21 protein-coding genes are annotated in these 24,216 nt (G+C 68.3%); 12 read left to right on the top strand and 9 right to left on the bottom strand.

The features are described from left to right. Nucleotides 1-5 precede the first annotated feature (5 nt). From FZ029_RS15180 to FZ029_RS15150, 7 genes are all read left to right on the top strand, one after another. Complete coding sequence (locus tag FZ029_RS15180) at nucleotides 6-1,637, top strand: ATP-binding protein (protein ID WP_149269951.1); 1,632 nt, start codon at nucleotides 6-8, stop codon at nucleotides 1,635-1,637. Nucleotides 1,638-1,765: 128 nt separating this feature from the next. Next, nucleotides 1,766-2,821 (top strand): PstS family phosphate ABC transporter substrate-binding protein, encoded by a 1,056-nt coding sequence (locus FZ029_RS15175; RefSeq protein WP_149269950.1) that lies wholly within the window; start codon nucleotides 1,766-1,768, stop codon nucleotides 2,819-2,821. Nucleotides 2,822-2,846: 25 nt separating this feature from the next. Further along, the gene (gene pstC / locus FZ029_RS15170) at nucleotides 2,847-4,229 is read left to right on the top strand and encodes a phosphate ABC transporter permease subunit PstC (RefSeq protein ID WP_149269949.1); all 1,383 of its coding nucleotides are present in this window, start codon (nucleotides 2,847-2,849) and stop codon (nucleotides 4,227-4,229) included. After that, nucleotides 4,222-5,535 (top strand): phosphate ABC transporter permease PstA, encoded by a 1,314-nt coding sequence (gene pstA / locus FZ029_RS15165; protein WP_149269948.1) that lies wholly within the window; start codon nucleotides 4,222-4,224, stop codon nucleotides 5,533-5,535. Before pstC ends, pstA begins: the two co-directional genes overlap by 8 nt. A gap of 115 nt (nucleotides 5,536-5,650) precedes the next feature. After that, complete coding sequence (pstB, locus tag FZ029_RS15160) at nucleotides 5,651-6,397, top strand: phosphate ABC transporter ATP-binding protein PstB (protein ID WP_246457902.1); 747 nt, start codon at nucleotides 5,651-5,653, stop codon at nucleotides 6,395-6,397. Between the two features lie 95 nt (nucleotides 6,398-6,492). Next, a complete protein-coding gene (gene phoB, locus FZ029_RS15155; protein ID WP_045582504.1) occupies nucleotides 6,493-7,197 on the top strand; it encodes a phosphate regulon transcriptional regulator PhoB in 705 nt (234 codons plus the stop codon). Nucleotides 7,198-7,344: 147 nt separating this feature from the next. Further along, complete coding sequence (locus FZ029_RS15150; protein ID WP_149269946.1) at nucleotides 7,345-8,073, top strand: SAM-dependent chlorinase/fluorinase; 729 nt, start codon at nucleotides 7,345-7,347, stop codon at nucleotides 8,071-8,073. An 83-nt stretch (nucleotides 8,074-8,156) separates the two neighbouring features. Here FZ029_RS15150 and FZ029_RS15145 read toward each other — a convergent pair whose 3' ends face one another. From FZ029_RS15145 to FZ029_RS15135, 3 genes are all read right to left on the bottom strand, one after another. Further along, entirely contained in the window at nucleotides 8,157-8,882 is a 726-nt protein-coding gene (locus tag FZ029_RS15145) for a Bax inhibitor-1/YccA family protein (protein WP_149200796.1), read from the bottom strand. A 146-nt stretch (nucleotides 8,883-9,028) separates the two neighbouring features. Beyond that, the gene (locus tag FZ029_RS15140) at nucleotides 9,029-11,554 is read right to left on the bottom strand and encodes an FtsX-like permease family protein (RefSeq protein ID WP_149269945.1); all 2,526 of its coding nucleotides are present in this window, start codon (nucleotides 11,552-11,554) and stop codon (nucleotides 9,029-9,031) included. Nucleotides 11,555-11,708: 154 nt separating this feature from the next. Further along, complete coding sequence (locus tag FZ029_RS15135; RefSeq protein WP_149269944.1) at nucleotides 11,709-12,491, bottom strand: ABC transporter ATP-binding protein; 783 nt, start codon at nucleotides 12,489-12,491, stop codon at nucleotides 11,709-11,711. Between the two features lie 112 nt (nucleotides 12,492-12,603). Between FZ029_RS15135 and FZ029_RS15130 the strand changes: the two genes are divergently transcribed. The 4 genes from FZ029_RS15130 (at nucleotide 12,604) to thpR (ending at nucleotide 16,077) form a co-directional block, all read left to right on the top strand. Next, entirely contained in the window at nucleotides 12,604-13,224 is a 621-nt protein-coding gene (locus tag FZ029_RS15130; RefSeq protein ID WP_149269943.1) for an arylesterase, read from the top strand. A 3-nt stretch (nucleotides 13,225-13,227) separates the two neighbouring features. Continuing rightward, nucleotides 13,228-14,379: an FIST N-terminal domain-containing protein gene (locus tag FZ029_RS15125; protein ID WP_149269942.1), complete on the top strand. Its 1,152-nt coding sequence runs from the start codon at nucleotides 13,228-13,230 to the stop codon at nucleotides 14,377-14,379. A gap of 29 nt (nucleotides 14,380-14,408) precedes the next feature. Then, entirely contained in the window at nucleotides 14,409-15,464 is a 1,056-nt protein-coding gene (locus FZ029_RS15120; RefSeq protein WP_149269941.1) for an NADP(H)-dependent aldo-keto reductase, read from the top strand. 67 nt (nucleotides 15,465-15,531) lie between these two features. Then, nucleotides 15,532-16,077, top strand: coding sequence for an RNA 2',3'-cyclic phosphodiesterase (gene thpR, locus FZ029_RS15115; RefSeq protein ID WP_149269940.1), 546 nt, complete (start codon nucleotides 15,532-15,534; stop codon nucleotides 16,075-16,077). Here the strand turns inward: thpR and FZ029_RS15110 are convergent. From FZ029_RS15110 to dnaK, 3 genes are all read right to left on the bottom strand, one after another. After that, complete coding sequence (locus FZ029_RS15110; RefSeq protein ID WP_149269939.1) at nucleotides 16,074-17,261, bottom strand: GGDEF domain-containing protein; 1,188 nt, start codon at nucleotides 17,259-17,261, stop codon at nucleotides 16,074-16,076. The two genes, thpR and FZ029_RS15110, sit on opposite strands and share 4 nt — an antisense overlap. Nucleotides 17,262-17,475: 214 nt before the next feature. Then, entirely contained in the window at nucleotides 17,476-18,627 is a 1,152-nt protein-coding gene (dnaJ, locus tag FZ029_RS15105; protein WP_109074961.1) for a molecular chaperone DnaJ, read from the bottom strand. 150 nt (nucleotides 18,628-18,777) lie between these two features. After that, a complete protein-coding gene (gene dnaK / locus FZ029_RS15100) occupies nucleotides 18,778-20,694 on the bottom strand; it encodes a molecular chaperone DnaK (RefSeq protein ID WP_149269938.1) in 1,917 nt (638 codons plus the stop codon). 635 nt (nucleotides 20,695-21,329) lie between these two features. On the opposite strand from dnaK, the gene FZ029_RS15095 reads away from it, so the two are divergent. After that, nucleotides 21,330-21,533, top strand: a complete 204-nt coding sequence (locus FZ029_RS15095) for a hypothetical protein (RefSeq protein ID WP_085086992.1) — start codon at nucleotides 21,330-21,332, stop codon at nucleotides 21,531-21,533. Between the two features lie 49 nt (nucleotides 21,534-21,582). Here FZ029_RS15095 and FZ029_RS15090 read toward each other — a convergent pair whose 3' ends face one another. The 3 genes from FZ029_RS15090 to ddpX form a co-directional block, all read right to left on the bottom strand. Continuing rightward, nucleotides 21,583-22,101 (bottom strand): hypothetical protein, encoded by a 519-nt coding sequence (locus tag FZ029_RS15090; protein WP_149269937.1) that lies wholly within the window; start codon nucleotides 22,099-22,101, stop codon nucleotides 21,583-21,585. 247 nt (nucleotides 22,102-22,348) lie between these two features. After that, nucleotides 22,349-23,401 carry a polysaccharide deacetylase family protein gene (locus FZ029_RS15085; protein ID WP_149269936.1) on the bottom strand — a complete coding sequence of 351 codons (1,053 nt, stop codon included), beginning with the start codon at nucleotides 23,399-23,401 and terminating at the stop codon, nucleotides 22,349-22,351. Nucleotides 23,402-23,650: 249 nt separating this feature from the next. Then, entirely contained in the window at nucleotides 23,651-24,199 is a 549-nt protein-coding gene (ddpX, locus tag FZ029_RS15080) for a D-alanyl-D-alanine dipeptidase (RefSeq protein WP_136704854.1), read from the bottom strand. Nucleotides 24,200-24,216: the final 17 nt, after the last annotated feature.

Raw genomic sequence — 24,216 nt, 5'->3', positions numbered from 1 at the left:
ACCCCATGCGCCCGAAGGCGTTGCCGCCCGTCCCGCTGCTGACCGCGATCCTGCTGATGCTGGTGCCATTGGCCGGCGTGCTGGCCTGGGCGGTTCATGCCGGGGTGCTGCATGGCGGGCTGGCGCTGGCCGCGGCTGCGGCGGCGTCGGTCGGCGCGGTCCTGGTCCTGCGCACCTACCGCGGCGATGCCGACGCGATGACCGACTACGCAGCCCGGCTGGCCGAGACCGACGAGCCGCTGGCTCCGGCCGGCACGGCGCCCGCCTTGAAGGCGCTGGCCGCGACCATCGGGCGTCTGCACCGGGTCGGCCTGCGCCGGGCCGAGAGCGTGCGGATGCAACTCGATGCCGACGAGGCGGTGATCGACGCCCTGCCTGCTCCGCTGCTGCTGATGGATGCCGAACGGCAGGTGGTGCGTGCCAACCGGACGGCGCGGGAGTTGTTCGGCGACAAGATCGTCGACCGCGACCTCGCCTCCTGCCTGCGCACGCCGGCCGTGCTTGAAGCGGTGGATTCGGTGCTGCGCGGCGGTGCATCCCGCATCATCGAGTTTACGCTGCCGGTCCCGGTGGAGCGCAGTTTCGAAGCGCAGGTGAAGCCGTTCCAGCGGCTGGTGCCCGAACCCGATCCGTCCCTGCTGGATGGCGATATCGAGGAGGAGCCGGCGCCGCGTCCGCCCACCGTCGCCCGCATGGCGATCCTGACCCTGCACGACGTCACCGCCGCCCGCCGGTCGGAGCAGATGCGCGCCGACTTCATCGCCAACGCCAGCCACGAACTGCGCACGCCGCTGTCCTCGCTGCTGGGCTTCATCGAGACGCTGCGCGGCCCCGCCCGCGACGATCCCGAGGCGCAGGACCGCTTCCTGGCGATCATGCATGACCAGGCCAGCCGCATGACCCGGCTGGTCAACGACCTGCTGTCGCTGTCCCGCATCGAACTGGACGAGCATATGCCGCCCAGCGGCCGGGTCGACGTGGTGGAAGAACTGGAGAACGTCATCGCCGCGCTGCAGCTGAAAGCGGCGGAGCGCCGCATCCGCCTGCGTCTGGAAGCGCCGGAGGAGCTGCCGCCCGTCGTCGGCGACGAGGACCAGCTGACCCAGGTCTTCCAGAACCTCGTCAGCAACGCGATCAAATACACGCGCGAAGACACCGACGTGACCGTCACCGTCGCGCTGGCCGACGGCGCGGCGGTGGGCTTCACCGGCCTGCCCGCCTCCGGCGGTGCGGTGAAGGACAAGCGCGCGCAGCGCGGCGGCACCGCGATGGTGTCGGTGTCGGTGCGCGACCGGGGCGACGGCATCGCCCGCACCCATTTGCCCCGCCTGACCGAACGCTTCTACCGGGTCGATGCCGCGCGCTCCCGCGCCATGGGCGGAACCGGGTTGGGGTTGGCCATCGTCAAGCACATCCTGAACCGCCACCGTGGCCGCCTGACCATCGAAAGCGAGGTCGGGGTGGGCAGCGCCTTCACGGTTTATTTGCCTGCGGTTGGAGAAGCCGCACCCCCCTCTCCCCCCCGGGGAGAGGGGGGTGCGGGGGGGACGCTCCAGGATTTTCGTGGAAGGGCCGCCGCGCTTCCCCCTCACCCTAACCCTCTCCCCGGGGGGGAGAGGGGACTTGGCGGTTTGTGAGAGCGGTGGATCGTTCTGTGACGCTGTCATGAAAGTGTCATAAAAACGCAATCATTCGGTCGCCCTCCCGGTCTATGGTCCGCGCCATTCCGATGGACCAGTCTCCGTTTCCTGAAGGAGGGGCACCAGTGACCACCCGGACGCATGTCTTCGCCGCGACCGCCCCGGCCCTGACTCTGGCCTTGGCGCTCGGCCTTGCCACCGCCCCCGCGTCGGCGCAATCGCGCGACCAGATCCGCGCTGTCGGCTCCTCCACCGTCTTCCCCTTCACCACCGCGGTGGCGGAGGCCTTCGGCAAGACCGGCAAGTTCAAGACCCCGGTGGTCGAATCGACCGGCACCGGCGGCGGGCTGAAGCTGTTCTGCGCCGGCGTCGGCCCGGCGCATCCCGACATCGCCAACGCCTCGCGCCGGATCAAGAAGTCGGAGGTCGACCAGTGCGCCGCCAACGGCGTCACCACGATCACCGAACTGAAGATCGGCTATGACGGCATCGCGCTGGCCTCGTCCAGGAAGGCCGCTCCGGTGTCGCTGTCGACCGTCGTGCTGTGGAAGGCGCTGGCGAAGGAGGTGCCGGTGAACGGTGCGCTGGTCGCCAATCCTTACCGGCTGTGGTCCGACATCGACCCGTCGCTGCCCAAGGCGGCGATCGAGGTGCTGGGGCCGCCGCCCACCTCCGGTACGCGCGACACCTTCAACGAGCTGGCGATGCTGGAAGGCTGCAAGAAGGTGGCCGAGGTCGCCAAGGCGGTCCCCGACGAGAAGGCGCGCGAACGCGCCTGCATGACGATCCGCGAGGACGGCGCCTATGTCGAAGCCGGCGAGAACGACAACCTGATCGTCCAGAAGCTGGCCGCCAACCCCAACGCCTTCGGTGTCTTCGGCTACAGCTATCTCGACCAGAACCGCGACACGCTGCAGGCGGCGAAGATGGACGGGGTCGACCTGACCGCGGAGACCGTCGCCGCCGGCAAGTACGAGCTGGCGCGTCCGCTCTACATCTATGTCAAGAACGCCCATGCCGGCGTCATACCGGGCATCCGCGAGTTCATCGGCGAATACACCTCCGAACGCGCGCTGGGCGACGACGGCTATCTGGTCGACAAGGGCCTGATCCCCGAGCCGAAGGCGCTGCGCGAGGCGGCCCGCGTCGAGGCGGTGAACCTGACCCCGCTGCAGTTCTGATCCCTCTTCTACCTGAGCGACCCGCATGCAGCTGACCCTCCTCGCCCTGATCCTGGCCCTGCTCACCGTGATCGGCTTCCTGATCGGCCGGTCGCGCGCGGCATCGTCGGTCGGCGGGCGGGTGGCGGAGCTGCATTCGGTCCCCTCCTACCATGGCGTCTATGTCGCGCTGTGGGCCGGGCTGCCGGCGCTGCTGCTGTTCGTCGCCTGGACGGCGTCGGAAGGCTGGCTGGCGATGCAACTGGTGCTGTCGGCATTGCCCGATCGGCTGACCACCGGCGACGGCCAGTCGGTCGGCCTGCTGAAGGCCGACATCCTCAACCTCGCCCACGGCATCGCCACCGGGCGCGAGGCCGATCCGCTGGTGGCGGAGGCGGCCCGCCGCTACGCCGCCTTCCGCGATCTCGCCGACTGGAGCCTGCTGGCCGTCGGCGCCAGCCTCGCCGTCGCCGGGCTGGCCTGGGGCCGTCACCGCATCGGCCCGGACCTGCGCGCACGCCCGGCGGTGGAGCGGGTGGTGCGGGTGGCTCTGGTCTTCTGCTCGCTGGTCGCCATCCTGACCACGGTCGGCATCGTCCTGTCGCTGCTGTTCGAGGCGCTGCGCTTCTTCACCGTCGTCTCGCCGCTCGACTTCCTGTTCGGCACCCATTGGAGCCCGCAGACGGCGATGCGGGCCGATCAGGTCGGGTCCAGCGGCTCCTTCGGCGCGATCCCGCTGTTCGCCGGCACGCTTCTCATCACCGTCATCGCGATGCTGGTGGCGGTGCCGGTCGGGCTGATGGCGGCGATCTACATGTCGGAATATGCCGGGCGCGGCGTGCGCACCTGGCTGAAGCCGGCGCTGGAGATCCTGGCCGGCATCCCGACGGTGGTCTACGGCTTCTTCGCCGCGCTGACCATGGCGCCCTTCGTCCGCTCTGTGGGCGAGGCGCTGGGGCTGGACGTCAGTTCGGAATCGGCGCTGGCGGCCGGCATCGTCATGGGGGTGATGATCATCCCCTTCGTCAGCTCGCTGTCGGACGACGTCATCAACGCGGTGCCGCAGAGCTTGCGTGACGGCTCCTACGGCCTCGGCGCCACCAAGTCGGAAACGATCAGGCAGGTGGTCCTGCCGGCGGCGCTGCCGGGCATCGTCGCCGCGGTGATGCTGGCGGTCAGCCGCGCCATCGGCGAGACGATGATCGTCACCATGGCGTCCGGCCTGACCGCCAACATGACCGCCAACCCGCTGCAGGCGGTGACCACCGTCACCACCCAGATCGCCACGCTGCTGGTCGGCGACCAGGAGTTCGACAGCCCGAAGACGCTGTCGGCCTTCGGCCTCGGCCTCGTGCTGTTCCTCGTCACGCTCTGCCTCAACATGGTCGCCCTGCGGGTGGTCCGGACCTATCGGGAAAAATATGACTGACCTCGTCGAGCAGGACGTGGCGGCCGTGACGCCATCCCCTGCCCCTGCCACCCCCGTGAAATCGCGCCTGCGCAGCGAGGCCTTCGCCCGCCGTCTGCGCGCCCGCCATGCCGCGGAGCGCCGCTTCCGGCTGGCCGGGGCCGCCGCGGTGGCGCTGGCGGCGCTGATCCTGGTGCTGCTGCTGGGCTCCATCGTTACCAAGGGCGCTAGTGCCTTCCTGGAGGCGCGGATCCGGCTGGAGGTGACGCTCGATCCGGCGGAGGTCGCCGACCGCAACTACACCGCCCTGCTGCGCCGGGCGCTCTACGCCCACTTCCCGCAGGTCACCGACCGCGCTGGCCGCCGCGTGCTGAACGACCTCCTGTCGTCGGGCGCGCCGTACGAGCTGGAAACGATGGTCGCCAAGGACCCGGCGCTGGTCGGGACGACCCGGACCGTCTGGGTACGCGCCGACGACCAGATCGACCAGCTGGTGAAGGGCGGCTATCGCCGCGACCTGCCGGAGAGCGAGCGCGGCCTCAGCGACGCCAAAGTCGCGGCGGCCGACGCGCTGCTGGCGTCCGGCGCGCTGGCGCAGGGCTTCAACACCACCCTGTTCACCGCCGGCGACAGCCGCGAACCGGAACAGGCGGGCATCGGCGGCGCCATCGTCGGCTCGCTGCTGACCCTGCTGGTGACCATGGCGCTGTCGGTGCCGGTCGGCATCTCCGCCGCGGTCTATCTGGAGGAATTCGCGCCGAAGAACCGCTGGACCGATCTGATCGAGGTGAACATCAACAACCTCGCCGCGGTGCCGTCGATCATCTTCGGCCTGCTGGGCCTCGCGGTGTTCCTCGGCTTCTTCGGCATGCCGCGCTCCGCCCCGCTGGTCGGCGGGCTGGTGATGGCGCTGATGACACTGCCGGTCATCATCATCGCGTCCCGCGTCGCGCTGAAGGCGGTGCCGCCGTCGATCCGCGAGGCGGCGCTGGGCATCGGCGCCTCGCCCCTGCAGACGGTGCTGCACCATGTGCTGCCGCTGGCGATGCCCGGCATCCTGACCGGCACCATCATAGGCATGGCCCGCGCACTGGGCGAGACGGCGCCGCTGCTGATGATCGGCATGGTCGCCTTCATCGTCGACATCCCCCACGGGCTGACCGACAGCGCCACGGTGCTGCCGGTGCAGATCTACATGTGGGCCGACAGTCCGGAACGTGCCTTCACCGAGCGCACCTCCGCGGCGATCCTGATCCTGCTCGGCGTCCTGATCCTGCTGAACGGGGCGGCCGTGATCCTGCGCAAGATTTTCGAGAGACGGTGGTGAGCGCCCCATGAGCATTCCAGGCAGCATTAAAAGCGGCATCCCGAGCCAGTTGAAGCTGCGGCCCCGTGGCGACCGGCAACCGAACCGGGCGTCCGGCGCCGCCCTGCCTGCCAAGATGACCGCCCGCGGGGTGAAGGTGTTCTACGGCGCCAAGCAGGCGTTGAAGGGCATCGATCTCGACATCCAGGAAAACCGGGTGCTGGCGCTGATCGGCCCGTCCGGCTGCGGCAAGTCCACCTTCCTGCGCTGCCTGAACCGGATGAACGACACCGTCGAGGGGTGCCGGGTCGAAGGGCGGATCGCGCTCGACGGTGAGGACGTCTATGGCAAGGCCGTCGATGCGGTGCAGCTGCGCGCCCGTGTCGGCATGGTGTTCCAGAAGCCGAACCCCTTCCCGAAATCGATCTACGACAACGTCTCCTACGGCCCGCGCATCCACGGACTCGCTTCCGGACGCGACGAGTTGGACGAGGTGGTGCAGACCTCGCTGAAGCGCGCCGGCCTGTGGGCGGAGGTCAAGGACCGCCTGCGCGAACCCGGCACCAGCCTGTCCGGCGGCCAGCAGCAGCGGCTGTGCATCGCCCGCGCCATCGCCGTCAGCCCCGAGGTGATCCTGATGGACGAGCCCTGCTCGGCGCTCGACCCCATCGCGACCGCCCATATCGAGGAGCTGATCGACGAGCTGCGGGCCAACTACACCATCGTCATCGTCACCCACAACATGCAGCAGGCCGCCCGCGTGTCGCAGCGCACCGCCTTCTTCCATCTGGGCGAGATGGTGGAGTGCGACGACACCGAGGAGATCTTCACCAACCCGCGCGACGAGCGCACCCAGGGCTACATCACCGGCCGCTATGGCTGAGCCGCTGTCCCTATGCCCGCCCCCCTTCCCTCCTGTGTTGAAAAGGCTGTGCCATGCCGGTTAACGTCGAGACGCGCGCTGTGAACGGAGCCACCATGAACGCGGCCCTCAAGCCGCTCGTCCTGATCGTCGAGGACGAGGCCGACATCCTGACGCTGCTGAAGTACAACCTGGAAAAGGAAGGCTTCCGCGTCGCCACCGCCAGCGACGGCGAGGAGGCCCTGCTGGCCGCCGGCGAACAGACGCCGCACATCGTGCTGCTCGACTGGATGCTGCCGCTGATGAGCGGTCTGGAGGTGTGCCGCCAGCTGCGCCGCAATGCCAAGACCCGCGACATCCCGATCATCATGCTGACCGCCCGCGGCGAGGAAGGCGACCGGGTGCGCGGCCTGAATTCCGGCGCCGACGACTATATCACCAAGCCCTTCTCACCGACCGAGCTGGTCGCCCGCATGCGCGCGGTTTTGCGCCGCGCCTCCCCCGGCATGACCGACGAGGTGCTGACCTTCGCCGACGTGACGATGGACTTGGCCGCCCACCGCGTACGCCGCAACAGCCGGGACGTACATCTCGGACCCACCGAATTCCGCCTGCTGCGCCACTTCATGCAGCATCCCGGCCGCGTTTTTTCGCGTGAACAGCTGCTCGATCTGGTGTGGGGCCATGACGTGTACGTCGAGCCGCGTACGGTCGACGTACACATCCGCCGCCTGCGCAAGGCGATGAATGAAGAGGACGAATTGGACCTGATCCGCACCGTGCGGTCGGCGGGCTACGCGCTGGATACGAAGTCGATGTGAGGGTATTGGCATTGATTGCCCCCTCCCCATCCCTCCCCCACCTTCGGTGGGAGAGGGTGCCTTCTGCGAAGCGGCGGCAGTCCCCTCTCCCGCGATAGCGGGGGAGGGTTAGGGAGGGGGGCAAGGCTACGGAGGGAGCAACACCGCATGATCCTGCTCTTCACCGACTTCGGCCTCTCCGGCCCCTATACCGGCCAGATGAAGGCGGTGTTGGCGCAACAGGCGCCCACCGTCCCCGTCATCGATCTGTTCGCCGACGCCCCCGCCTTCGACCCGCAGCTCTCCGCCTATCTGCTGGCGGCCTACGCCCCGGCCTTCCCGGCCGGCAGCGTCTTCCTCTGCGTGGTCGATCCCGGCGTCGGCACCGAACGGTGGCCGGTGATGGTCGAGGCCGACGGGCGGTGGTTCGTCGGTCCCGACAATGGCCTGTTCGCCCTGATCGCCCGCCGCGCAACGTCGCTAAACGCCTGGACCATCGACTGGATTCCCGATCGGCTGTCCGCCAGCTTCCACGGCCGCGACCTGTTCGCCCCCGTCGCCGCCGGCCTCGCCACCGGCCGCAGCATCGAGCGCAGTCCGCTCGCCCCCGCCGCCATCGACCGCCCCGACTGGCCGGACGAGTTGGCCCGCATCGTCTATGTCGACGTCTACGGCAACGCCATGACCGGCATGCGCGCCGCCGCCCTGCCCGCCGATGCGGTGCTGACCGCCGCCAGCAGCCGCATCGCCCGCGCCCGCACCTTCGGCGCCGTCGGGCCGGGACAGCCGCTGTGGTACGAGAACTCCAACGGGTTGGCGGAGATCGCGGTCAACCGCGGGCGGGCCGACCGGGTGCTGGGTCTGGCGGTCGGCGACCCGGTGATCGTTGAGACCTGACCAAAAGAAAACCGCCCGGAAGCGGGGGGCTTCCGGGCGGCTGCTGCTTTGATCCGATGCTTGTCCGATCAGGCGTCTCGGGATCAGTCGTTGTTGCGCTGGCCCAGGAACTGCAGCAGGAACTGGAACAGGTTGATGAAGTCCAGGTACAGCGTCAGGGCGCCCATCAGGGCCAGCTTGCCGGTGCTCTCGTGATCGTAGCCCTCGGCGTAGCTTTCCTTGATCGACTGCGTGTCATAGGCGGTCAGACCGGTGAAGATCAGCACGCCGATGGCGGAGATCGCGAAATGCAGGGCCGGCGACTGGAAGAAGATGTTCGCCAGGCCGGCGATCACCAGGCCGATGACGCCCATCATCAGGAACGAGCCCATCTTCGACAGGTCGGCCTTCGTGGTGTAGCCGTAGAGGCTCATCGCCAGGAAGGTGGCGGCGGTGACGAAGAAGGTCAGCGCGATCGACGCCCCGGTGAAGACCAGGAAGATGGCCGACATCGACAGGCCCATGGCACCGCAATAGGCCCAGAAGATCATCTGTGCCGATGCGAAGGACAGGCGCTGGATGCCGAAGGACAGCACCATGACGAAGGCCAGCGGGGCCAGCATCACTACCCACTTCAGCGGCGTGCCGAAAATGGCCTGGAGCATGGCCGGGCTGGACGACACGAGCGCGGCGACCAGACCCGTCAGGATCAGGCCGGCACCCATGTAGTTGTACACGCGCAGCATGTGCTGGCGCAGGCCTTCGTCGAAGTATCCCCGATCTGTCGCGCGGCCTGCGGTCGCGAAGCGGTTATAGGTCGGGTCTGCCATGGTTTGGTTTCCTCGGTGGAATTGGGTGATCCCGTCGCAGGACATATTGGCGAGCCCGCCATGCGGTTCAATAGGAATCGACAGCGCTTTTTCTAGATGAAAAAGCTTTCACGATTCGTTTTTCCTGCGGCTTTCTGACGCGCGAATCATTCGTTCCGAAGCAATGGCGCCGAAGGCTGGCCCAAAGCCCGCCAAGTACCATAGAACCCGAAAGCAAGCGTGATCGCCGTGCTCAGCAATGCGGTGGTGACCACCGCCGACGGCAGGAAGTTCCACTCCCAATGCATCAGGAACGTCAGCACGGCCCAGGCGGTCAGCGTGCCGATGATGCCGGCAATGACCGCGGTCAGCAGACCCAACAGCCCGTATTCCAGCAGAAAGGCGCGCAGCACGTCGCCGCGCGTGGCCCCCAGCACCTTCAGGACAACCGCGTCGTAGACCCGGCGGCGGTGCCCGGCGGCGACTGCGCCGGCCAGAACCAGCGTGCCGGCGGCCAGCGTGATGCCGGCGACGATGCGCACCGCGGTGCCGATATGGCCCAGCATTTCCGACACCGTGTCCAGCGCGTCCTTCACCCGCACCATGGTGATGTTGGGGAAGCGTTGCAGCACGGCGCGCTGCACCTGCGTTTCGGCATCCGGCGTGGCGCGGACGGTGGCGACCCAGGTCTGCGGCGCGCCTTCCAGCGTGCCGGGGGCGAAGACCATGGTGAAGTTGATCGCCATGCTGCTGAAATCGGCGGAGCGCACGTTGGCGACCTTCGCCTCGATGCTGCGGCCCAGAATGTTGATGGTCATGGTGGCGCCGGGACCGATGCCGAAGGCCTCGGCCACGCTCTGGTGGATGGAGATCAGCGGCGGCCCGGCATAATCCTGCGGCCACCAGCTGCCGGCGGTGACGGTGGAATGCTTCGGCACCGTCGCGGAATAGGTGATGCCGCGGTCGCCGGCCAGGATCCAGGCCTGCTCCGGATTGATCAGCGCCTTTTCGGCCTCCTGCCCGTTCACCCGTTCGATCCGGCCGCGCAGGCTCGGCACCGCTTCGAAGGCGCTGGTGCCGGGGACGGCGGTCACGAGGTCGCGCAAGGGATCGAACTGGTCACGCTGGATGTCGACGAAGAAGAAGGCCGGGGCGTCCTGCGGGATCGTCTCCGACACCCGGCGGGCGAAGTTTCCCTGGATCAGCGCGATGGCGACCAGCACCGTCAATCCCAGCCCCAGCGACAGCACCACCGCCGCCGTCGGATTGCCCGGCCGGTGCAGGTTGGCGAGCGCCAGCCGCAGCCCAGGGCGCCTGACGCGCCCCACCCGCTTGGCCCCCCAGGTGACCAGGGCGGCAGCGGCGCGGAAGGCGAGGAAGGTGGCGATGGACCCGCCGACGAACCACAGGGCGAAGATCTTGTTGTGCGCGGTCAGCACGGCCAGCCCGGCGAGCGCCAGGGCCGACAGGATCATCGCGACGGTATAGGGCGTGCGCGGCCGGCCACCCGCCGGGGCGATCACGTCGCGGAACAGGGCGCCAGCCGGCACCTCGCGCGCCCGGCCGAGCGGCCACAGCGAGAAGGTCAGCGCCGTCAGCACGCCATAGAGGGCGGCGAGTGCCAGGGCTCCGGGATAGACGCCGATATGGGCCGATACCGGCAGCACGCCGTCGAGCAGCCGCCCCAGCGCCAGCGGCGCCACCGCGCCCAGCGCCAGTCCGATAACGATTCCTAGCAGCGCCAACGCCAGGATCTGCGCCAGATAGAGCTGGAACACCAGGGCGCCGGGCGCGCCGATGCACTTCATCATGGCGATGGTGCGGGCGCGTGAGTCCAGATGGCTGCGCACCGCGTTGCCGACCCCGACGCCGCCGACCAGCAGCGCGGTCAGCCCGACCAGGGTCAGGAACAGCGTCATGCGGTCGATGAAGCGTTCGATCTGCGGCGAGGCGTTGGTGTAGTCGCGCATCCGCCAGGGCGCATCGGGGAAGCGGGCGCGAAGGGTCTCCTGCCACGCCTTCAGGTCGGTTTGCGGCGGCAGAGCCACCTTGGTGCTCCACCAGGTGAGGCTGCCCGGTTGCAGCAACCCGGTGCCCTGAAGCGACGGCAGCGCCACCAGCACCCTCGGTCCCAGCGAAAAGGCGTTGGAGGACGCGCGGTCCGGCTCGCGGTCCAGCACGGCGGCGACGCGGTAGGCGCCTTCGCCGATGCGGATGGTTTCGCCGGGCTTCACGCCCAACCGGTCGACCAGACTGGCCTCGATCACCGCGCCCCAGCGACCGTCCTTCTGTGCCAGCGCATCCCGCAGGTCGCCGCCGCTCTCCAGCGTGACGGTGCCGTAGAGTGGATAGAGATCGTCCACCGCCTTCAACTCGACCAGGGAGGAGCGCGTCTCGTCTGCGGCACGGGCCATCGCCCGCATCTCGGCGGAGGTTGACACCCTGCCATCGGCTTTCAGCGCCGCCATCTGCTCGTCGGCCGGTGGGCTGTAGAGTTGCCGCAACGCGACGTCACCGCCCAGGATCGACCGCCCGTCGCTCGCCAGCCCGTCGAGCAGCCCGCTCGACACCGACTGCACCGAGGCGATGGCCGCCACCCCCAGCGCGAGGCAGGCGAGGAAGACCCAGAACCCCTTCAGGCCGGTGCGCAGCTCCCGCCGGGCAAGGCGGAGCGCGAGGGGGAGGTTGGTCATGCGCGTGCCCCCTCCCTAACCCTCCCCCGCTTCGCGGGAGAGGGAACTGCCGCCGTTATGCAAATCACCCCTCTACCGCGAAGCGGGGGAGGGAGGGACCCGCGGCGAAGCCGTGGGAGGGAGGGGGCACCCGGCGCTTGTTCAGCCATCCCCCTCACTCCCCCGCCGCCTGCAGCTTCGCGCGGCGGGCCGCCTGCCCGTCGTCGGCGATCCGCCCGTCGGCCAGCCGCACCGTGCGGTCGCAGCGCGCGGCCAGCGTCTGGTCGTGGGTGATCAGCACCAGCGTCGTGCCCCGCCGCTCGGCCAGATCGAACAGCAGCTTTATGATGGTGGCGCCGGTGTCGATGTCGAGGTTGCCGGTCGGCTCGTCCGCCAGCAGAAGCGACGGCTCGGTGACGAAGGCTCGGGCCAATGCGGTGCGCTGCTGCTCGCCGCCGGATAGCTGGCCGGGATAATGGTGGATGCGGTGGCCAAGCCCTACCTGTTCCAGCCCGATGCGGGCGCGGTCGAAAGCGTCGGCGACCCCGGCGAATTCCAGCGGGATGGCGACATTCTCCAGCGCCGTCATGGTCGGCACCAGATGGAAGGCCTGGAAGACGATACCGACATGCTGCCGGCGGAACCGCGCCAAGCCATCCTCGTTCAAGCGGCCGAGATCCTGGCCGGCAACGCGGACGGTGCCGCCGCTGGGGCGTTCCAGACCGGCCATCACCATCATCATGGTCGACTTGCCGGAGCCGCTGGGACCGACCACGCCGACCCGCTCCCCGGCCGTCACCTGAAGATTCACGCCGCGCAGGATGTTGACGGGTCCGGCACCGCTGTCCAATTTCAGGTGGACGTCGTCGAGTTCAACGATGGAATCGTTGCCAATGGAATCGTTGGGGGACAAGGCGATGGATTTTGACGACGTTGCAGGGGACTGAGCCTTGGGCATGCGATTCTCGCACAAGCGGAACGGACCATCGCCATATGGCGCGACCCGCCGGGCTTTCAACACGGGCGCCTTCGCCGCGGCGCTGGCCTTCGTCTTTGCCGCAGGGGTGCCGATGACCGTTCCGACCCGCGCAAACGCCGCGCAGCCGGTGAAGCTGCTGGCGCTGGGCGACAGCCTGACCGCGGGCTACGGCTTGCCGGAACAGCAGGGCTTCACCCGCCAGCTGGAGAAGGCGCTGGCCGCCAAGGGCTACAGCGTCACCGTCATCAATGCCGGCGTATCGGGCGACACCACCGCCGGCGGCCGGGCGCGGCTGGACTGGGCGCTGGCCGACAAGCCGGACGCCGCCATCGTCGAGCTGGGCGCCAACGACATGCTGCGCGGGCTCGATCCCGATCAGGCCAAGGCGAACCTCGACACCATCCTCAAGTCGCTGAAGGATCGCAGGATCCCGACCCTGCTGGCCGGCATGCTCGCCTCGCCCAGCCTGGGCAAGCCCTACACCGATAGGTTCAACGCCATCTATCCCGATCTGGCGAAAGCCTACGACCTGCCGCTCTATCCCTTTTTCCTCGATGGGGTGGCGCTGGACCGGTCGCTGATCCAGCCGGACGGGATGCATCCCAATGCCCAGGGCGTGGCGGTGATCGTGGAGCGCATCCTGCCCTCCGTCACCGCGCTGCTCGACGGCCTCCCCAATATCGGCAAGACTACCGTCAAAACCGGAGGCTGACCCATGACCGTGACCCTGGACAGCGACACCCGCTTTCGCGCCGCCTGCGCCGCCGGGGCGGAATGGGGACCGACGGTCAAGGCCTGTCTCGACCGGCTGGGACCGGTCGCCGGCTGCAACCTGGGCTTCCTCTACCTGACCGACGGGCTGGCGGAGCATGCGACCAGCATCGTCACCCTGCTGCGCGGCGTCACCGGCATCCGCCATTGGGTCGGCACCGCCGGCATCGGCGTGATGGCCAATGGCGAGGCCCTGTTCGACGAGCCGGGGCTGGCGATCATGGCCGCCCGCCTGCCGGAGGACAGCTTCCGCCTGTTCCCCACCCTGACCGACGGGCTGGAGCCGTTGCGCGGCAGCGCCGGCGGCTGGCTGGACAAGCATGGCGCGGCGCTGGCGCTGGTCCATGTCGACCCGCACCACGCCGACATGGCCGGGCTGGTGTCCCGTCTGTCGGAGGAGGCCGGCGTCTTCCTGGTCGGCGGCCTGACCGCGTCGCGCGGGGAGTTCCCGCAGATCGCCGCCGGGGCCGAGGATGCCGATCCGGTCACCGAGGGCGGCGTGTCGGGCGTGCTGTTCGCGCCCAACCTGCCGGTCGCCACCGCCCTGACCCAGGGCTGCCGTCCGATCGGGCCGACGCGCACCGTCACCGCCAGCGACGACAACGTGATCCTGGAGATCGACAACCGCCCGGCGCTCGACGTGTTCAAGGAGGACATCGGGCCGGAGCTTGCCGCCGACCTGCGGCAGGTCGCCGGGGTGATCTGCGCCGGGCTGCCCATCGCCGGATCCGACACCCAGGATTATCTGGTGCGCGACCTGATCGCTATCGACCCGCGCGCCGGCTGGATCTCGATCGCCGAACGGGTGACGACCGGCCAGCCGGTGATGTTCACCCGCCGCGATCCGGAAACCGCCGCCGCCGACATGCGCCGGATGCTGGACAGCCTCAAGAAACGGGTGAAGGCGACGCCGAAGGGAGCGGTGTATGTCAGTTGCATCGCCCGCGGTCCCGGCCTGTTCGGCGCCGCGAACGCCGAGCTGTCGATGATCCGCGACACCTTCGGCGACATCCCGCTGACCGGCTTCTTCGCCTCGGGCGAGGTGTCGCACAACCGGCTCTATGGCTACACCGGCGTGCTGACGCTTTTCCTCTAAAAGATCATTTCGAATAAGGAACGTTCCGGATGCAGTATCGTCCGCTTGGCCGAACCGGCCTGTCGGTCAGCGCCATCGGCCTCGGCACCATGACCTGGGGCCGCCAGAACACCGAGGCCGAAGGCCATGCCCAGATGGACGCCGCCCTCGACCGCGGCATCAATTTCTGGGACACGGCGGAGATGTACGCCATCCCGCCCACCGCCGACACCTATGGCAAGACGGAGGCGGTGATCGGCAGCTGGTTCCAGTCGCGCGGCAAGCGTGACCGGGTGATCCTCGCCAGCAAGATCATCGGCGCGCCGGCCGGCGGCTTCGGCTGGGTGCGCGAGGGCAAGTCGCGGCTCGACCGCGCCAACCTTTTCGCGGCGGTGGAGGCCAGCCTGTCGCGGCTGAAGACCGACTACATCGACCTCTACCAGATCCATTGGCCCGACCGCGTCACCAACCGCTTCGGCGTCCGCACCTACCGCCACAAGCCCGAACAGGACGGCGTGCCGATCGAGGAAACGCTGGCGGCGCTGGCCGAACTGGTGCAGGCCGGCAAGATCCGCCATGTCGGCCTGTCGAACGAAAGCCCGTGGGGCGTGATGCGCTGGCTGCGCGCCGCCGAGGTGGCGGGGGAGTTGGCTGGGCTGCCGCGTGTCGCCTCCATCCAGAACGCCTACAACCTGCTGAACCGGACCTTCGAGAACGGCCTGTCGGAGGTGGCCCTGCGCGAGGATGTCGGGCTGCTGGCCTACTCGCCGCTGGGCGCCGGCACGCTGACCGGGAAATATCTGAACGGCGCCGTCCCGCCGGGCAGCCGCCGCGCGCTCGACCACCGGCCGTCGCGCTACGCCACCGTCAACGCCGACGCGGCGACGGAGGCCTATCTGGACATCGCCCGCCGCCATGGTCTGGCGCCCAACCAGATGGCCATCGCCTTCACGTTGCAGCAACCCTTCGTCACCTCGTCCCTGATCGGGGCGACGACGATGGAAACGCTGGTCTCCAACATCGACTCCATCGACGTGACCCTGTCGCCGGAGGTGATGGCGGAGATCGACGCCGTGCACAACCGCATGCCGGACCCGTGCCCGTAAGCTGTCCTATGATCCGCCCCTCATCTGATGGAGGGGCGGATCAGTGCAGCAACCCCGGAGGTGCTCCATGCTCCGCCTGTTCGTCGCCCTCGATCTGACGGAGGAGGTCCGCCAGCGGCTGGCCGGGCTGGGCGGCGGGGTGCCCGGCGCGCGCTGGACCGAGCCGGAGGCGATGCACCTGACCCTGCGCTTCATCGGCGAGGTGCCGGAGGATCAGGCGATGGACATCGACGCCGCGCTGGCGGAGATCCGGGCGCCGGCCTTCACGCTCACGTTCGACGGCGTCGGCATGTTCGGCAGCGGCCGCAGGGCGCGGGTGCTGTGGGCCGGGGTGGAGCGCAACGAGGCGCTGGCCCATCTGCAGGCCAAGGTCGAATCGGCTCTCGTCCGTTGCGGCCTGCCGGCGGAGGAGCGGAAATTCTCCCCCCACATCACGCTCGCCCGCCTGAAGGACGCGCCGGCCGACCGCATCGGCCGCTTCCTGTCCGACCGCGGCCTGTTCCGCGCCGGGCCGATGCCGGTCGATCACGTCACGCTCTACCGCAGCCATCTCGGCAACGGCGGTGCCGTCTATGAAGCCCTGCGGGAATATCCGCTTGAGAGTGGTGCCTAGGCGGTGATGCCGTCCCAGGGCTGAGCCTCGGCGGGTCCGTTGCCGCCGCCTGTCCCCACCACCCGATCCTTGCCGTCCTGCTTGGCGCGGTACATGCGCTGGTCGGCCAGTTCGACCAGGGATTCCCAGTCGGCGGGGCGGTCCGCCGTCTGTTCGGCGATGCCGATGCTGGCGGTCTGCAGGCTGCCGTCCGGCCGCTTGCCGAAACCGGCCCGGCGCATGCGCTCCACCGCGATCATCGCGCCCTCCACCGGCGTGTCCGGCATGACGACCAGGAACTCCTCCCCACCCCAGCGCACCAGCGCATCGGACTGGCGCAGCAGGCTGCGGATGGTGTTGGCGGCATGGCGCAGGACGCGGTCGCCCTCCTCATGGCCATAACGGTCGTTGACCGCCTTGAAGTCGTCCAGGTCGACGAAGATCGCCGACAGCGGCTGCGCCGCACGTTCGGCGTGGGCGACCTGGAGTTTCAGCAATTCCTCGCCGATGCGGCGGGAGAAGGCGCCGGTCAGCGCGTCGTGCGCCGCCTGTTCCAGCAGCGCGATCATGAAATGCAGCTGGCTGATCGCCGCCAGCGTCGCCACCACCGCGATCAACGCCAGCAGCCACAGCGCGCTGATGTAGGAGGGAAACGGCATCACCAGCGAGCCGTAGAAGCCGGCGGCCAGATGGGCGCCCAGCATCGGCGCTGCGAACAGCGCCCCTTCCAGCGCGGTCAGCGGAAAGACGCTGAGCCCCGCCACCATCACGAAGGGCAGATAGCCATAGCCGGCGCTGACGGCGATGCGCAGGTCGTCGACACCCTGGTTGTAGAGCAGCGGGTGCGAGATGGCGAAGAACAGCGTCGGGATCGCCAGCAGGGCGGTCAGCCGCCACCAGGCGCAGGTCATGTCCTCGCAGGACCGGCGGTCGAAGGCGAGCGCCAGAAAGGCGGCGCTGGCGCTCAGACGCAGCACGATCAGCCAGACCGCCAGCTTCCATTCGAAGACGGTGACGTCGATGGCGATCCACAGCGGCGTCAGCACGCCGAAGATCAGCGACACCATGCGCACGCGCGACTGGATCATCGCGGCGCGGCGGCGCTGCAGGATCGGCGTGTGCGCGGCCGGCCGGATCAGGTCGGGCAGTTCGTCGCCGCGGACGAAGGCACCGAACAGGGCGGCAAGAAGCCTGTCAACCCGCATCAGGCAGCCTGCCCCCGGCACCGGCCGGACATGTCGCCAATGGATTAGCCATGCTGGGTGATTACACGGGCATGACGTCCCCTTCAACGGCTTTCGCGCCGAAACGGCTCATAAGCCGCCGGAAAACACGGAAAGATCCCGGCATGCGACAAAAAGTAACGGGCGGCGCATCACCGACACGCCGCCCGTTGATAATTTTCGCATTGGTGAAGGATCAATCCTTCAGGTCTTCCCAAAGCTCCTTCACCTTGGCGAAGAAGCCCTCCGACTGCGGGTTCGACCCTTCCTTGGCGGCGCCCTCGAACTCGCGCAGCAGTTCCTGCTGGCGCTTGGTCAGGTTCACCGGGGTCTCGACCACCGCCTGGATGTACATGTCGCCGCGCTGGGCGCTGCGCAGCACCGACATGCCCTTGCCCTTGATGCGGAACTGGTGGCCCGACTGGGTGCCCGGCGGGACCGTCACCTTGGTGCGGCTTCCGTCGATGGTCGGCACCTCCACCGAACCGCCGAGCGCCGCCGTGGTCATCGGGATCGGCACCCGGCAGTGGATGTTGGCGCCGTCGCGCTGGAAGATCGGGTGCGGCGCCAGCGCCAGGAAGATATAGAGGTCGCCGGCCGGCGCCCCGCGCAGCCCCGCCTCGCCCTCGCCCGCCAGACGGATGCGGGTGCCGTCCTCGACACCGGCCGGGATGTTGACCTGCAGGGTCTTTTCCTTGCGCAGACGGCCGGAGCCGCCGCAGTTCTTGCAGGCGTCCTTGATGACCTTGCCGGCGCCGTGGCAGCCGGGGCAGGTCCGCTCGATGGTGAAGAAGCCCTGCTGCGCCCGCACCTTGCCGTGACCCTGGCAGGTCGGGCAGGTGATCGGCTGGGTCCCCGCCGCCGCGCCGGAACCGTTGCAGCTGTCGCACTGCACGGTGGTGGGCACGCGGATGGTGGTCTGGGTGCCCTTGAAGGCCTCCTCCAGCCCGATCTCCAGATTGTAGCGCAGATCCTGGCCGCGGCCGGACGCGCCGCCGCCGCCGCGGCGCCCGCCCATGAACTCGCCGAACATCTCGTCGAAGATGTCGGCGAAGCCGCCGCCGCCGCCGAAGTCGAAGTTGAAGCCGCCGGCCCCGGCGCCCGCCCCCGGACCACGGCCACCCTCGAAGGCGGCGTGGCCGAACCGGTCGTAGGCCGCGCGCTTCTGATCGTCCTTCAGGACGTCGTACGCTTCGCTGATTTCCTTGAACTTCTGCTCGGCGTCCTTGTCACCCTGGTTGCGGTCCGGGTGGTACTGCATCGCCATCTTGCGATAAGCCTTTTTCAGCTCATCCGCGCTGGCGTTCTTCGCCACACCGAGCAGCTCGTAATAATCCTGTTTCGCCATGGGGGCCGACCGCCTTTGAGTCGTTCTGGTCCAAACTGTCCGCGTCGCGTCGGAGCCTGACCCCAGCATACCGAAGGCCCGCCGCCGGGAAAAGGCGGCGGGCCATCGATGCTCGCGTCAGGTCCGTATCAAAAAGAAGCTGGCCTAACCTCAGGCCGACTTCTTCTTGTCGTCCTGGACCTCTTCGAAGTCGGCGTCGACGACGCCCGGCTCGTTCGGCTGGGCGCCCGGCGCCTCGCCGCCCGCAGCCGGGGCCTCGCCCTGGCCGGCCTTGTACATCGCCTCGCCCAGCTTCATCGACACCTGGGCCAGCGCCTCGGTCTTCGCCTTGATGCCTTCCAGATCCTCGCTGTCCAGCACCGACTTCAGCTCGGCGACGGCAGCCTCGGCGGCGGTCTTGTCGGAGGCCGGGATCTTGTCGCCGTTCTCCTTGATGGTCCGCTCGGTGGTGTGGATCAGGGCGTCGGCATGGTTGCGGGCGTCGACCAGCTCGCGGCGCTTCTTGTCGGCGTCGGCATGGGCCTCCGCGTCCTTCACCATCTTCTGGATGTCGGCGTCCGACAGGCCGCCCGAGGCCTGGATGCGGATCTGCTGCTCCTTGCCGGTCGCCTTGTCCTTCGCCGTGACGCTGACGATGCCGTTGGCGTCGATGTCGAAGGTCACCTCGATCTGCGGAACGCCGCGCGGGGCCGGCGGGATGCCGACCAGATCGAACTGGCCCAGCATCTTGTTGTCGGCCGCCATCTCGCGCTCGCCCTGGAAGACGCGGATGGTGACGGCGTTCTGGTTGTCCTCGGCGGTCGAGAAGGTCTGGCTCTTCTTCGTCGGGACCGTGGTGTTGCGGTCGATCAGGCGGGTGAAGACGCCGCCCAGCGTCTCGATGCCCAGCGACAGCGGGGTGACGTCGAGCAGCAGGACGTCCTTGACCTCGCCCTTCAGCACGCCGCCCTGGATGGCGGCGCCGATGGCGACCACCTCGTCCGGGTTCACGCCGCGGTGCGGCTCACGGCCGAAGAACTGCTTCACCGCGTCGATGACCTTGGGCATGCGGGTCATGCCGCCGACCAGGATCACCTCGTCGATCTCGCTGGCCTTCAGGCCGGCGTCCTTCAGGGCCGCCTTGCAGGGCTCGATCGTGCGCTGCACCAGATCGTCCACCAGGGCTTCCAGCTTGGCGCGGGTCAGCTTGATGTTCAGGTGCTTCGGACCGGTCTGGTCGGCGGTGATGAAGGGCAGGTTGACTTCGGTCTGCGTGGTCGACGACAGCTCGATCTTCGCCTTCTCCGCAGCTTCCTTCAGGCGCTGCAGCGCGAGCTTGTCCTTGCGCAGGTCGATGCCCTGCTCCTTGTTGAACTCGTCGGCCAGATACTCGATGACCCGGCTGTCGAAGTCCTCGCCGCCCAGGAAGGTGTCGCCGTTGGTCGACTTCACCTCGAACACGCCGTCGCCGATCTCCAGCACGGAGATGTCGAAGGTGCCGCCGCCCAGGTCATAGACCGCGACGGTGCCGGTGCCCTTCTTCTCCATGCCGTAGGCCAGCGCGGCGGCCGTCGGCTCGTTGATGATGCGCAGCACGTCCAGGCCGGCGATCTTGCCGGCGTCCTTGGTGGCCTGGCGCTGGCTGTCGTTGAAGTAGGCCGGGACGGTGATGACCGCCTGCGTGACCTTCTCGCCCAGATAGTTCTCGGCGGTCTCCTTCATCTTGGTGAGGATGAAGGCGCTGATCTGGCTGGGGCTGTACTTCTTGCCGTGCGCCTCGACCCAGGCGTCGCCGTTGTCGCCGGAGATGATGCGGTAGGGAACCAGGCCCTGGTCCTTCTTCGTCAGCGGATCGTCGAAACGGCGGCCGATCAGACGCTTGATGGCGAAGAGGGTGTTTTCCGGATTGGTGACCGCCTGGCGCTTGGCGGGCTGGCCGATCAGCCGCTCGCCGCCCTGGCTGAAGGCGACCATGGACGGCGTCGTCCGCGCGCCCTCGGCGTTCTCGATCACCTTGGCGCTGCCGCCTTCCATAACGGCGACGCACGAGTTCGTGGTGCCGAGGTCGATACCAATCACTTTGCTCATGTTCAGCCTCTTTCGTTCGGCAGATGCGTGGCGGCCCGTCTGGTCCGGCACCGCCGCGATCCCCATAGGGTCGGTGAAACGTCGGTGGAGCGCTTGGGGGTCTGGTCCTCGGGGAACGATGCTTGAGAGCAGTGCCCCCGGGTCCGGCCCGTGCTGGCGGAGATATAGGCGGAGCCGTTTCGGGCTGCAACAGGGTGGCGCGCCTTTCGACCCGCAAATACGGCGAAAAAACGCTGCCGCGACATCCTCCGCCACGCCGCCGCCGTCCCGCTGCTCCTTGCAATAGAATACCAGCGTATTCAAGCAAGCGAAGGCGAGTATCCCGATAATCACCCTCTCTGATTCAAATCGTCACAGATGTTACAAGTGATTAATGCTTCGATCGTGAACCAGTCAATGCAGTTAACCTTTCATTAACAAGCAATGGCGTGCAGAGCCTCTTCCAATCAATTCGCGGTTGCTGTGATTATTCATGTTCTGGAGAATCTAATAGTGAAAAGCCGAAAGGAATATGCTATCTCCTTTGTGTCATAAGGGACGACCGCAAGGGATTGGGCCAGCGACTCCCCTGTCGCCGCCACCAGAGCATGCGGTTCTATGCAACGCTGGTCATACAGGTGTGAAAGGGAAGCGCGATGATGGACGAACGACGCGATGTGGCCCTGGCCATCAAGTCCTGCCTGGACAGCCTGATGAGCGACGCGACGCGCTGCGACCTCGATGACCTGGCGCGCTTCATCAGCCTCGCCGCTCTCGCCGCGGAAGAGGCGGCCGTCGCCCACGACCCCCAGGCCGTCCGTCTGAAGGCGCTGATGGCGACCGGGGCCGGCCACTGCTGACCGCCACCCCTGACTTTCCTTGACGTACCGAGGCGGAAGCCCTTCCGCTCTACAGTATCTCAGCGTTGCGGATGGCGTCGTCGATCCGGCCCAGTATTTCGGCGCAGGACTCGTCGCCATCCATCAGGTCGGGAAGCGCGAAACTGAACATCGCGACCGCGGCCACACTCCCCGCCGCATCCGGGCGTTCCGCGCCGACCAGCCACAGGTAATGGGTCTCGGCGCGGCCTTCCTCTTCCGTCCGCATCATCGCCTGGGCGATCACGGCGCCGTCGGCGCGGCTTTCCACGGTCCGGTCGCCCGCCCGCGGGTCTTGCGGCCGGACGAAGCGCAACGCCATCTCCTGCAGGGTGGCTGCCGTTCCGCCGGACTCCGGCCGGGGCACCACCCGATCCGTCACCAGCCGAAGCACGCCGGCGGCCGGCGGCGGCGGCCGGAAGGTGCCCACCGGCTGTCCTTCATGTTCTTCCACATCGACCGCCCAGCCGGCCGGCAGCCGGAACCGCACCGTATCGGACCAGCCGATGTCGGAGCCCGGACCATTCCCCGAATAAGTCTCGTCAGCCATCGCCCGCTCCCGAAAATCGCCACTCTTAAAGCGCGATCGGTTCAGACGGAATCGTCTGAAGCGTGAATCGCACGGAAAATCAAAAGGTTGGAGTCTGTCCGATGCTTCAATAAGCATCGGACAGACTCTAGAAATCTCGCGGGCCTCGCAACGGCACGCCGGGACCGGCACCATAGGCGGCGCCCGTCTTCCCGCCAATGCCCGATCGAACCGGTCGGGATTGCCGCCGGGACCTCCTGTCCCTGGATTACTCCGGGATCAGGAACTGAACGCCCAGCCAGCGCCAGCGGCCGTCGGCGGCCGGCAGGGTGCAGTTGACGCGGGCGCGGCCCGGCGGGAAGGGGTCCTTGATGCGGACCTCCACCCGATCCTCGGCGATGCGCTCCAGCGCGGTGCGGCCCTGGCCGGTGGCGAAGCAGGCCAGCTTGGAGCTGTCGCCCACGCCGTCGGCGATGGTGAAGCCCAGCGGCGGCGGATTGACGGTGACCAGCGGGTCGTCGGGAGTCAGATCCGACACCGGCAGCGGCAGCGCGTTGGCCGCCAGCTCGAAGCGGTCGGCACTGCCGTAGGTCTCGTTCATGACGAAGCGCGGCAGGCTCCAGGGATCGGCCTGCGGGTGCAGGACCCCCGACTGCTGGCCGAAGGCGGCGGTGAAGCCCTGGTCGACCACCAGTTGCCGCACGGCCAGCGAATATTCCCCCTGCGGATAGGCGAAGACCGCCGGGCGCTTGCCCAATTCGGTCTGGAATCGGTCGGACATCCGGCGCAGGTCGGCCGCCAGCTGATCCGGGCTGCGCGACAGCATCGACTGGGTCGAGGTGCCGAGCGCCCCGATGGTAACCCCCGCCGCCGCCAGCTGGCGGATTTCGGCCCAGGTCATGTGGGTGGGGGAGCCGCGGTCCACCGGGTCGGTGGCGACGAACAGGGTAAAGGGCAGACCCGCCGCCTTCAGCCGCGGCCAGGCCTCGGTAAAGGCGGAGCGGCTGGCCTCGTCGATGGTGATCGCCACCGTGCGGTCGGGCAGCGGCTTGCCGTTGCGCAGGGCGTCGAGGATCTTCGGCAGCGGCAGGACGTGGTAATCGCCGTCGGTCAGCTCGTCGAGATGGGCTTCGAACTGGTCGATTCGGATGCTGATCGAGGGGTTCTGGTCCTCGCCGAAACGGTCATAGGCGAAAACCACCGCGCTGGCGCCCTGCGGAGAGGCGGAATCGGCGGCGGCGGGCCGGGACACCGGCACGAACGCGGTCCAGACGGACAGCGCGGCGGCGGCGAGTACCCTGACGGCACGACGGAACGGCATGGCGGCCTGCGGAAAAGGCTGATCGGGGCGACCGTCGCCCAGACGCAAAGGATGTGCCACAGTCCCCGCCATGCGAACAAGCTCCGTCCGCCCCTTTTCCACGGACAGCAGCGATGCGGTGCGCGCGTGCAACAATGGAAGACCTCCGTCCTGGTACAAGCCCGGATGGAAGGTCCGGCGCCCGGCGTCACCGTCTGTCCGTCACCGTCTGTCCGTCTGCGGCCGACCCCATCCTTGCACCGGCCCTCCTTACATCAGCCGGCCGCCGGCCGCCGCGTCGGTCAGCAGCGGGTAGCGCTCTGCTTCCGGAAGCTGATAGTGCCACCATTCCGACGGGTAATGCTCCCACCCGGCGCCGACCATCACGCCCAGCAGCAGGGCGCGGTTGCGCTGCTGTTCGGCGGTCAGGTCGCTGCGGCCATGGTGCGACCGCTCGGTCATCGCGTCGAAGCCGGTGCCCATGTCCAGGGCCGAGCCGGCGCCATCCACCAGTGTCAGGTCGACCGCCACGCCGCGGGTGTGGTTGGAGCCCAGACGCGGGTCGGCGATGTAGACGGGGTCGGGAAAGGCGTGCCACAGCTTCCATTGCGCCTCCGCCGGGCGGAAGGCATCGTAAATCCGCAGGCGGCAGCCGATGCCGCGGGCCAGCCGGATGGCGTCGCCGAGCCGGCGGGCCGCATCCGGATGCAGCAGGCACACCGCCGATCGGTAGATCGGCACGCCGGACAGGTTGTCGGCGGTGGCGTAGAGAAGCTCCAGGTCGATGTCGAAGGCCGGAGGCGCGATCTCGGTCAGCATGGAATGGACAACCGTGG

The organism is Azospirillum sp. Sh1, assembly GCF_008365135.1.
GTDB lineage: Bacteria > Pseudomonadota > Alphaproteobacteria > Azospirillales > Azospirillaceae > Azospirillum > Azospirillum oryzae.
The sequence above is the reverse complement of the archived record's forward strand: the minus strand, read 5'-3'. Positions and strand labels throughout refer to the sequence as shown.

Bases quoted from the DNA above. Each gene is read 5' to 3' on its own strand.
- FZ029_RS15135 (WP_149269944.1), bottom strand. From the start codon at position 12,491: ATGCCCAAGGCTCAGTCCCCTGCAACGTCGTCAAAATCCATCGCCTTG.
- pstC (WP_149269949.1), top strand. From the start codon at position 2,847: ATGCAGCTGACCCTCCTCGCCCTGATCCTGGCCCTGCTCACCGTGATC.
- thpR (WP_149269940.1), top strand. From the start codon at position 15,532: ATGCTCCGCCTGTTCGTCGCCCTCGATCTGACGGAGGAGGTCCGCCAG.
- FZ029_RS15130 (WP_149269943.1), top strand. From the start codon at position 12,604: ATGACCGTTCCGACCCGCGCAAACGCCGCGCAGCCGGTGAAGCTGCTG.
- pstA (WP_149269948.1), top strand. From the start codon at position 4,222: ATGACTGACCTCGTCGAGCAGGACGTGGCGGCCGTGACGCCATCCCCT.
- FZ029_RS15090 (WP_149269937.1), bottom strand. From the start codon at position 22,101: ATGGCTGACGAGACTTATTCGGGGAATGGTCCGGGCTCCGACATCGGC.
- dnaK (WP_149269938.1), bottom strand. From the start codon at position 20,694: ATGAGCAAAGTGATTGGTATCGACCTCGGCACCACGAACTCGTGCGTC.
- FZ029_RS15095 (WP_085086992.1), top strand. From the start codon at position 21,330: ATGATGGACGAACGACGCGATGTGGCCCTGGCCATCAAGTCCTGCCTG.
- FZ029_RS15150 (WP_149269946.1), top strand. From the start codon at position 7,345: ATGATCCTGCTCTTCACCGACTTCGGCCTCTCCGGCCCCTATACCGGC.
- phoB (WP_045582504.1), top strand. From the start codon at position 6,493: ATGAACGCGGCCCTCAAGCCGCTCGTCCTGATCGTCGAGGACGAGGCC.
- FZ029_RS15180 (WP_149269951.1), top strand. From the start codon at position 6: ATGCGCCCGAAGGCGTTGCCGCCCGTCCCGCTGCTGACCGCGATCCTG.
- FZ029_RS15140 (WP_149269945.1), bottom strand. From the start codon at position 11,554: ATGACCAACCTCCCCCTCGCGCTCCGCCTTGCCCGGCGGGAGCTGCGC.
- FZ029_RS15125 (WP_149269942.1), top strand. From the start codon at position 13,228: ATGACCGTGACCCTGGACAGCGACACCCGCTTTCGCGCCGCCTGCGCC.
- FZ029_RS15085 (WP_149269936.1), bottom strand. From the start codon at position 23,401: ATGCCGTTCCGTCGTGCCGTCAGGGTACTCGCCGCCGCCGCGCTGTCC.
- FZ029_RS15120 (WP_149269941.1), top strand. From the start codon at position 14,409: ATGCAGTATCGTCCGCTTGGCCGAACCGGCCTGTCGGTCAGCGCCATC.
- dnaJ (WP_109074961.1), bottom strand. From the start codon at position 18,627: ATGGCGAAACAGGATTATTACGAGCTGCTCGGTGTGGCGAAGAACGCC.
- pstB (WP_246457902.1), top strand. From the start codon at position 5,651: ATGACCGCCCGCGGGGTGAAGGTGTTCTACGGCGCCAAGCAGGCGTTG.
- FZ029_RS15145 (WP_149200796.1), bottom strand. From the start codon at position 8,882: ATGGCAGACCCGACCTATAACCGCTTCGCGACCGCAGGCCGCGCGACA.
- FZ029_RS15110 (WP_149269939.1), bottom strand. From the start codon at position 17,261: ATGCGGGTTGACAGGCTTCTTGCCGCCCTGTTCGGTGCCTTCGTCCGC.
- ddpX (WP_136704854.1), bottom strand. From the start codon at position 24,199: ATGCTGACCGAGATCGCGCCTCCGGCCTTCGACATCGACCTGGAGCTT.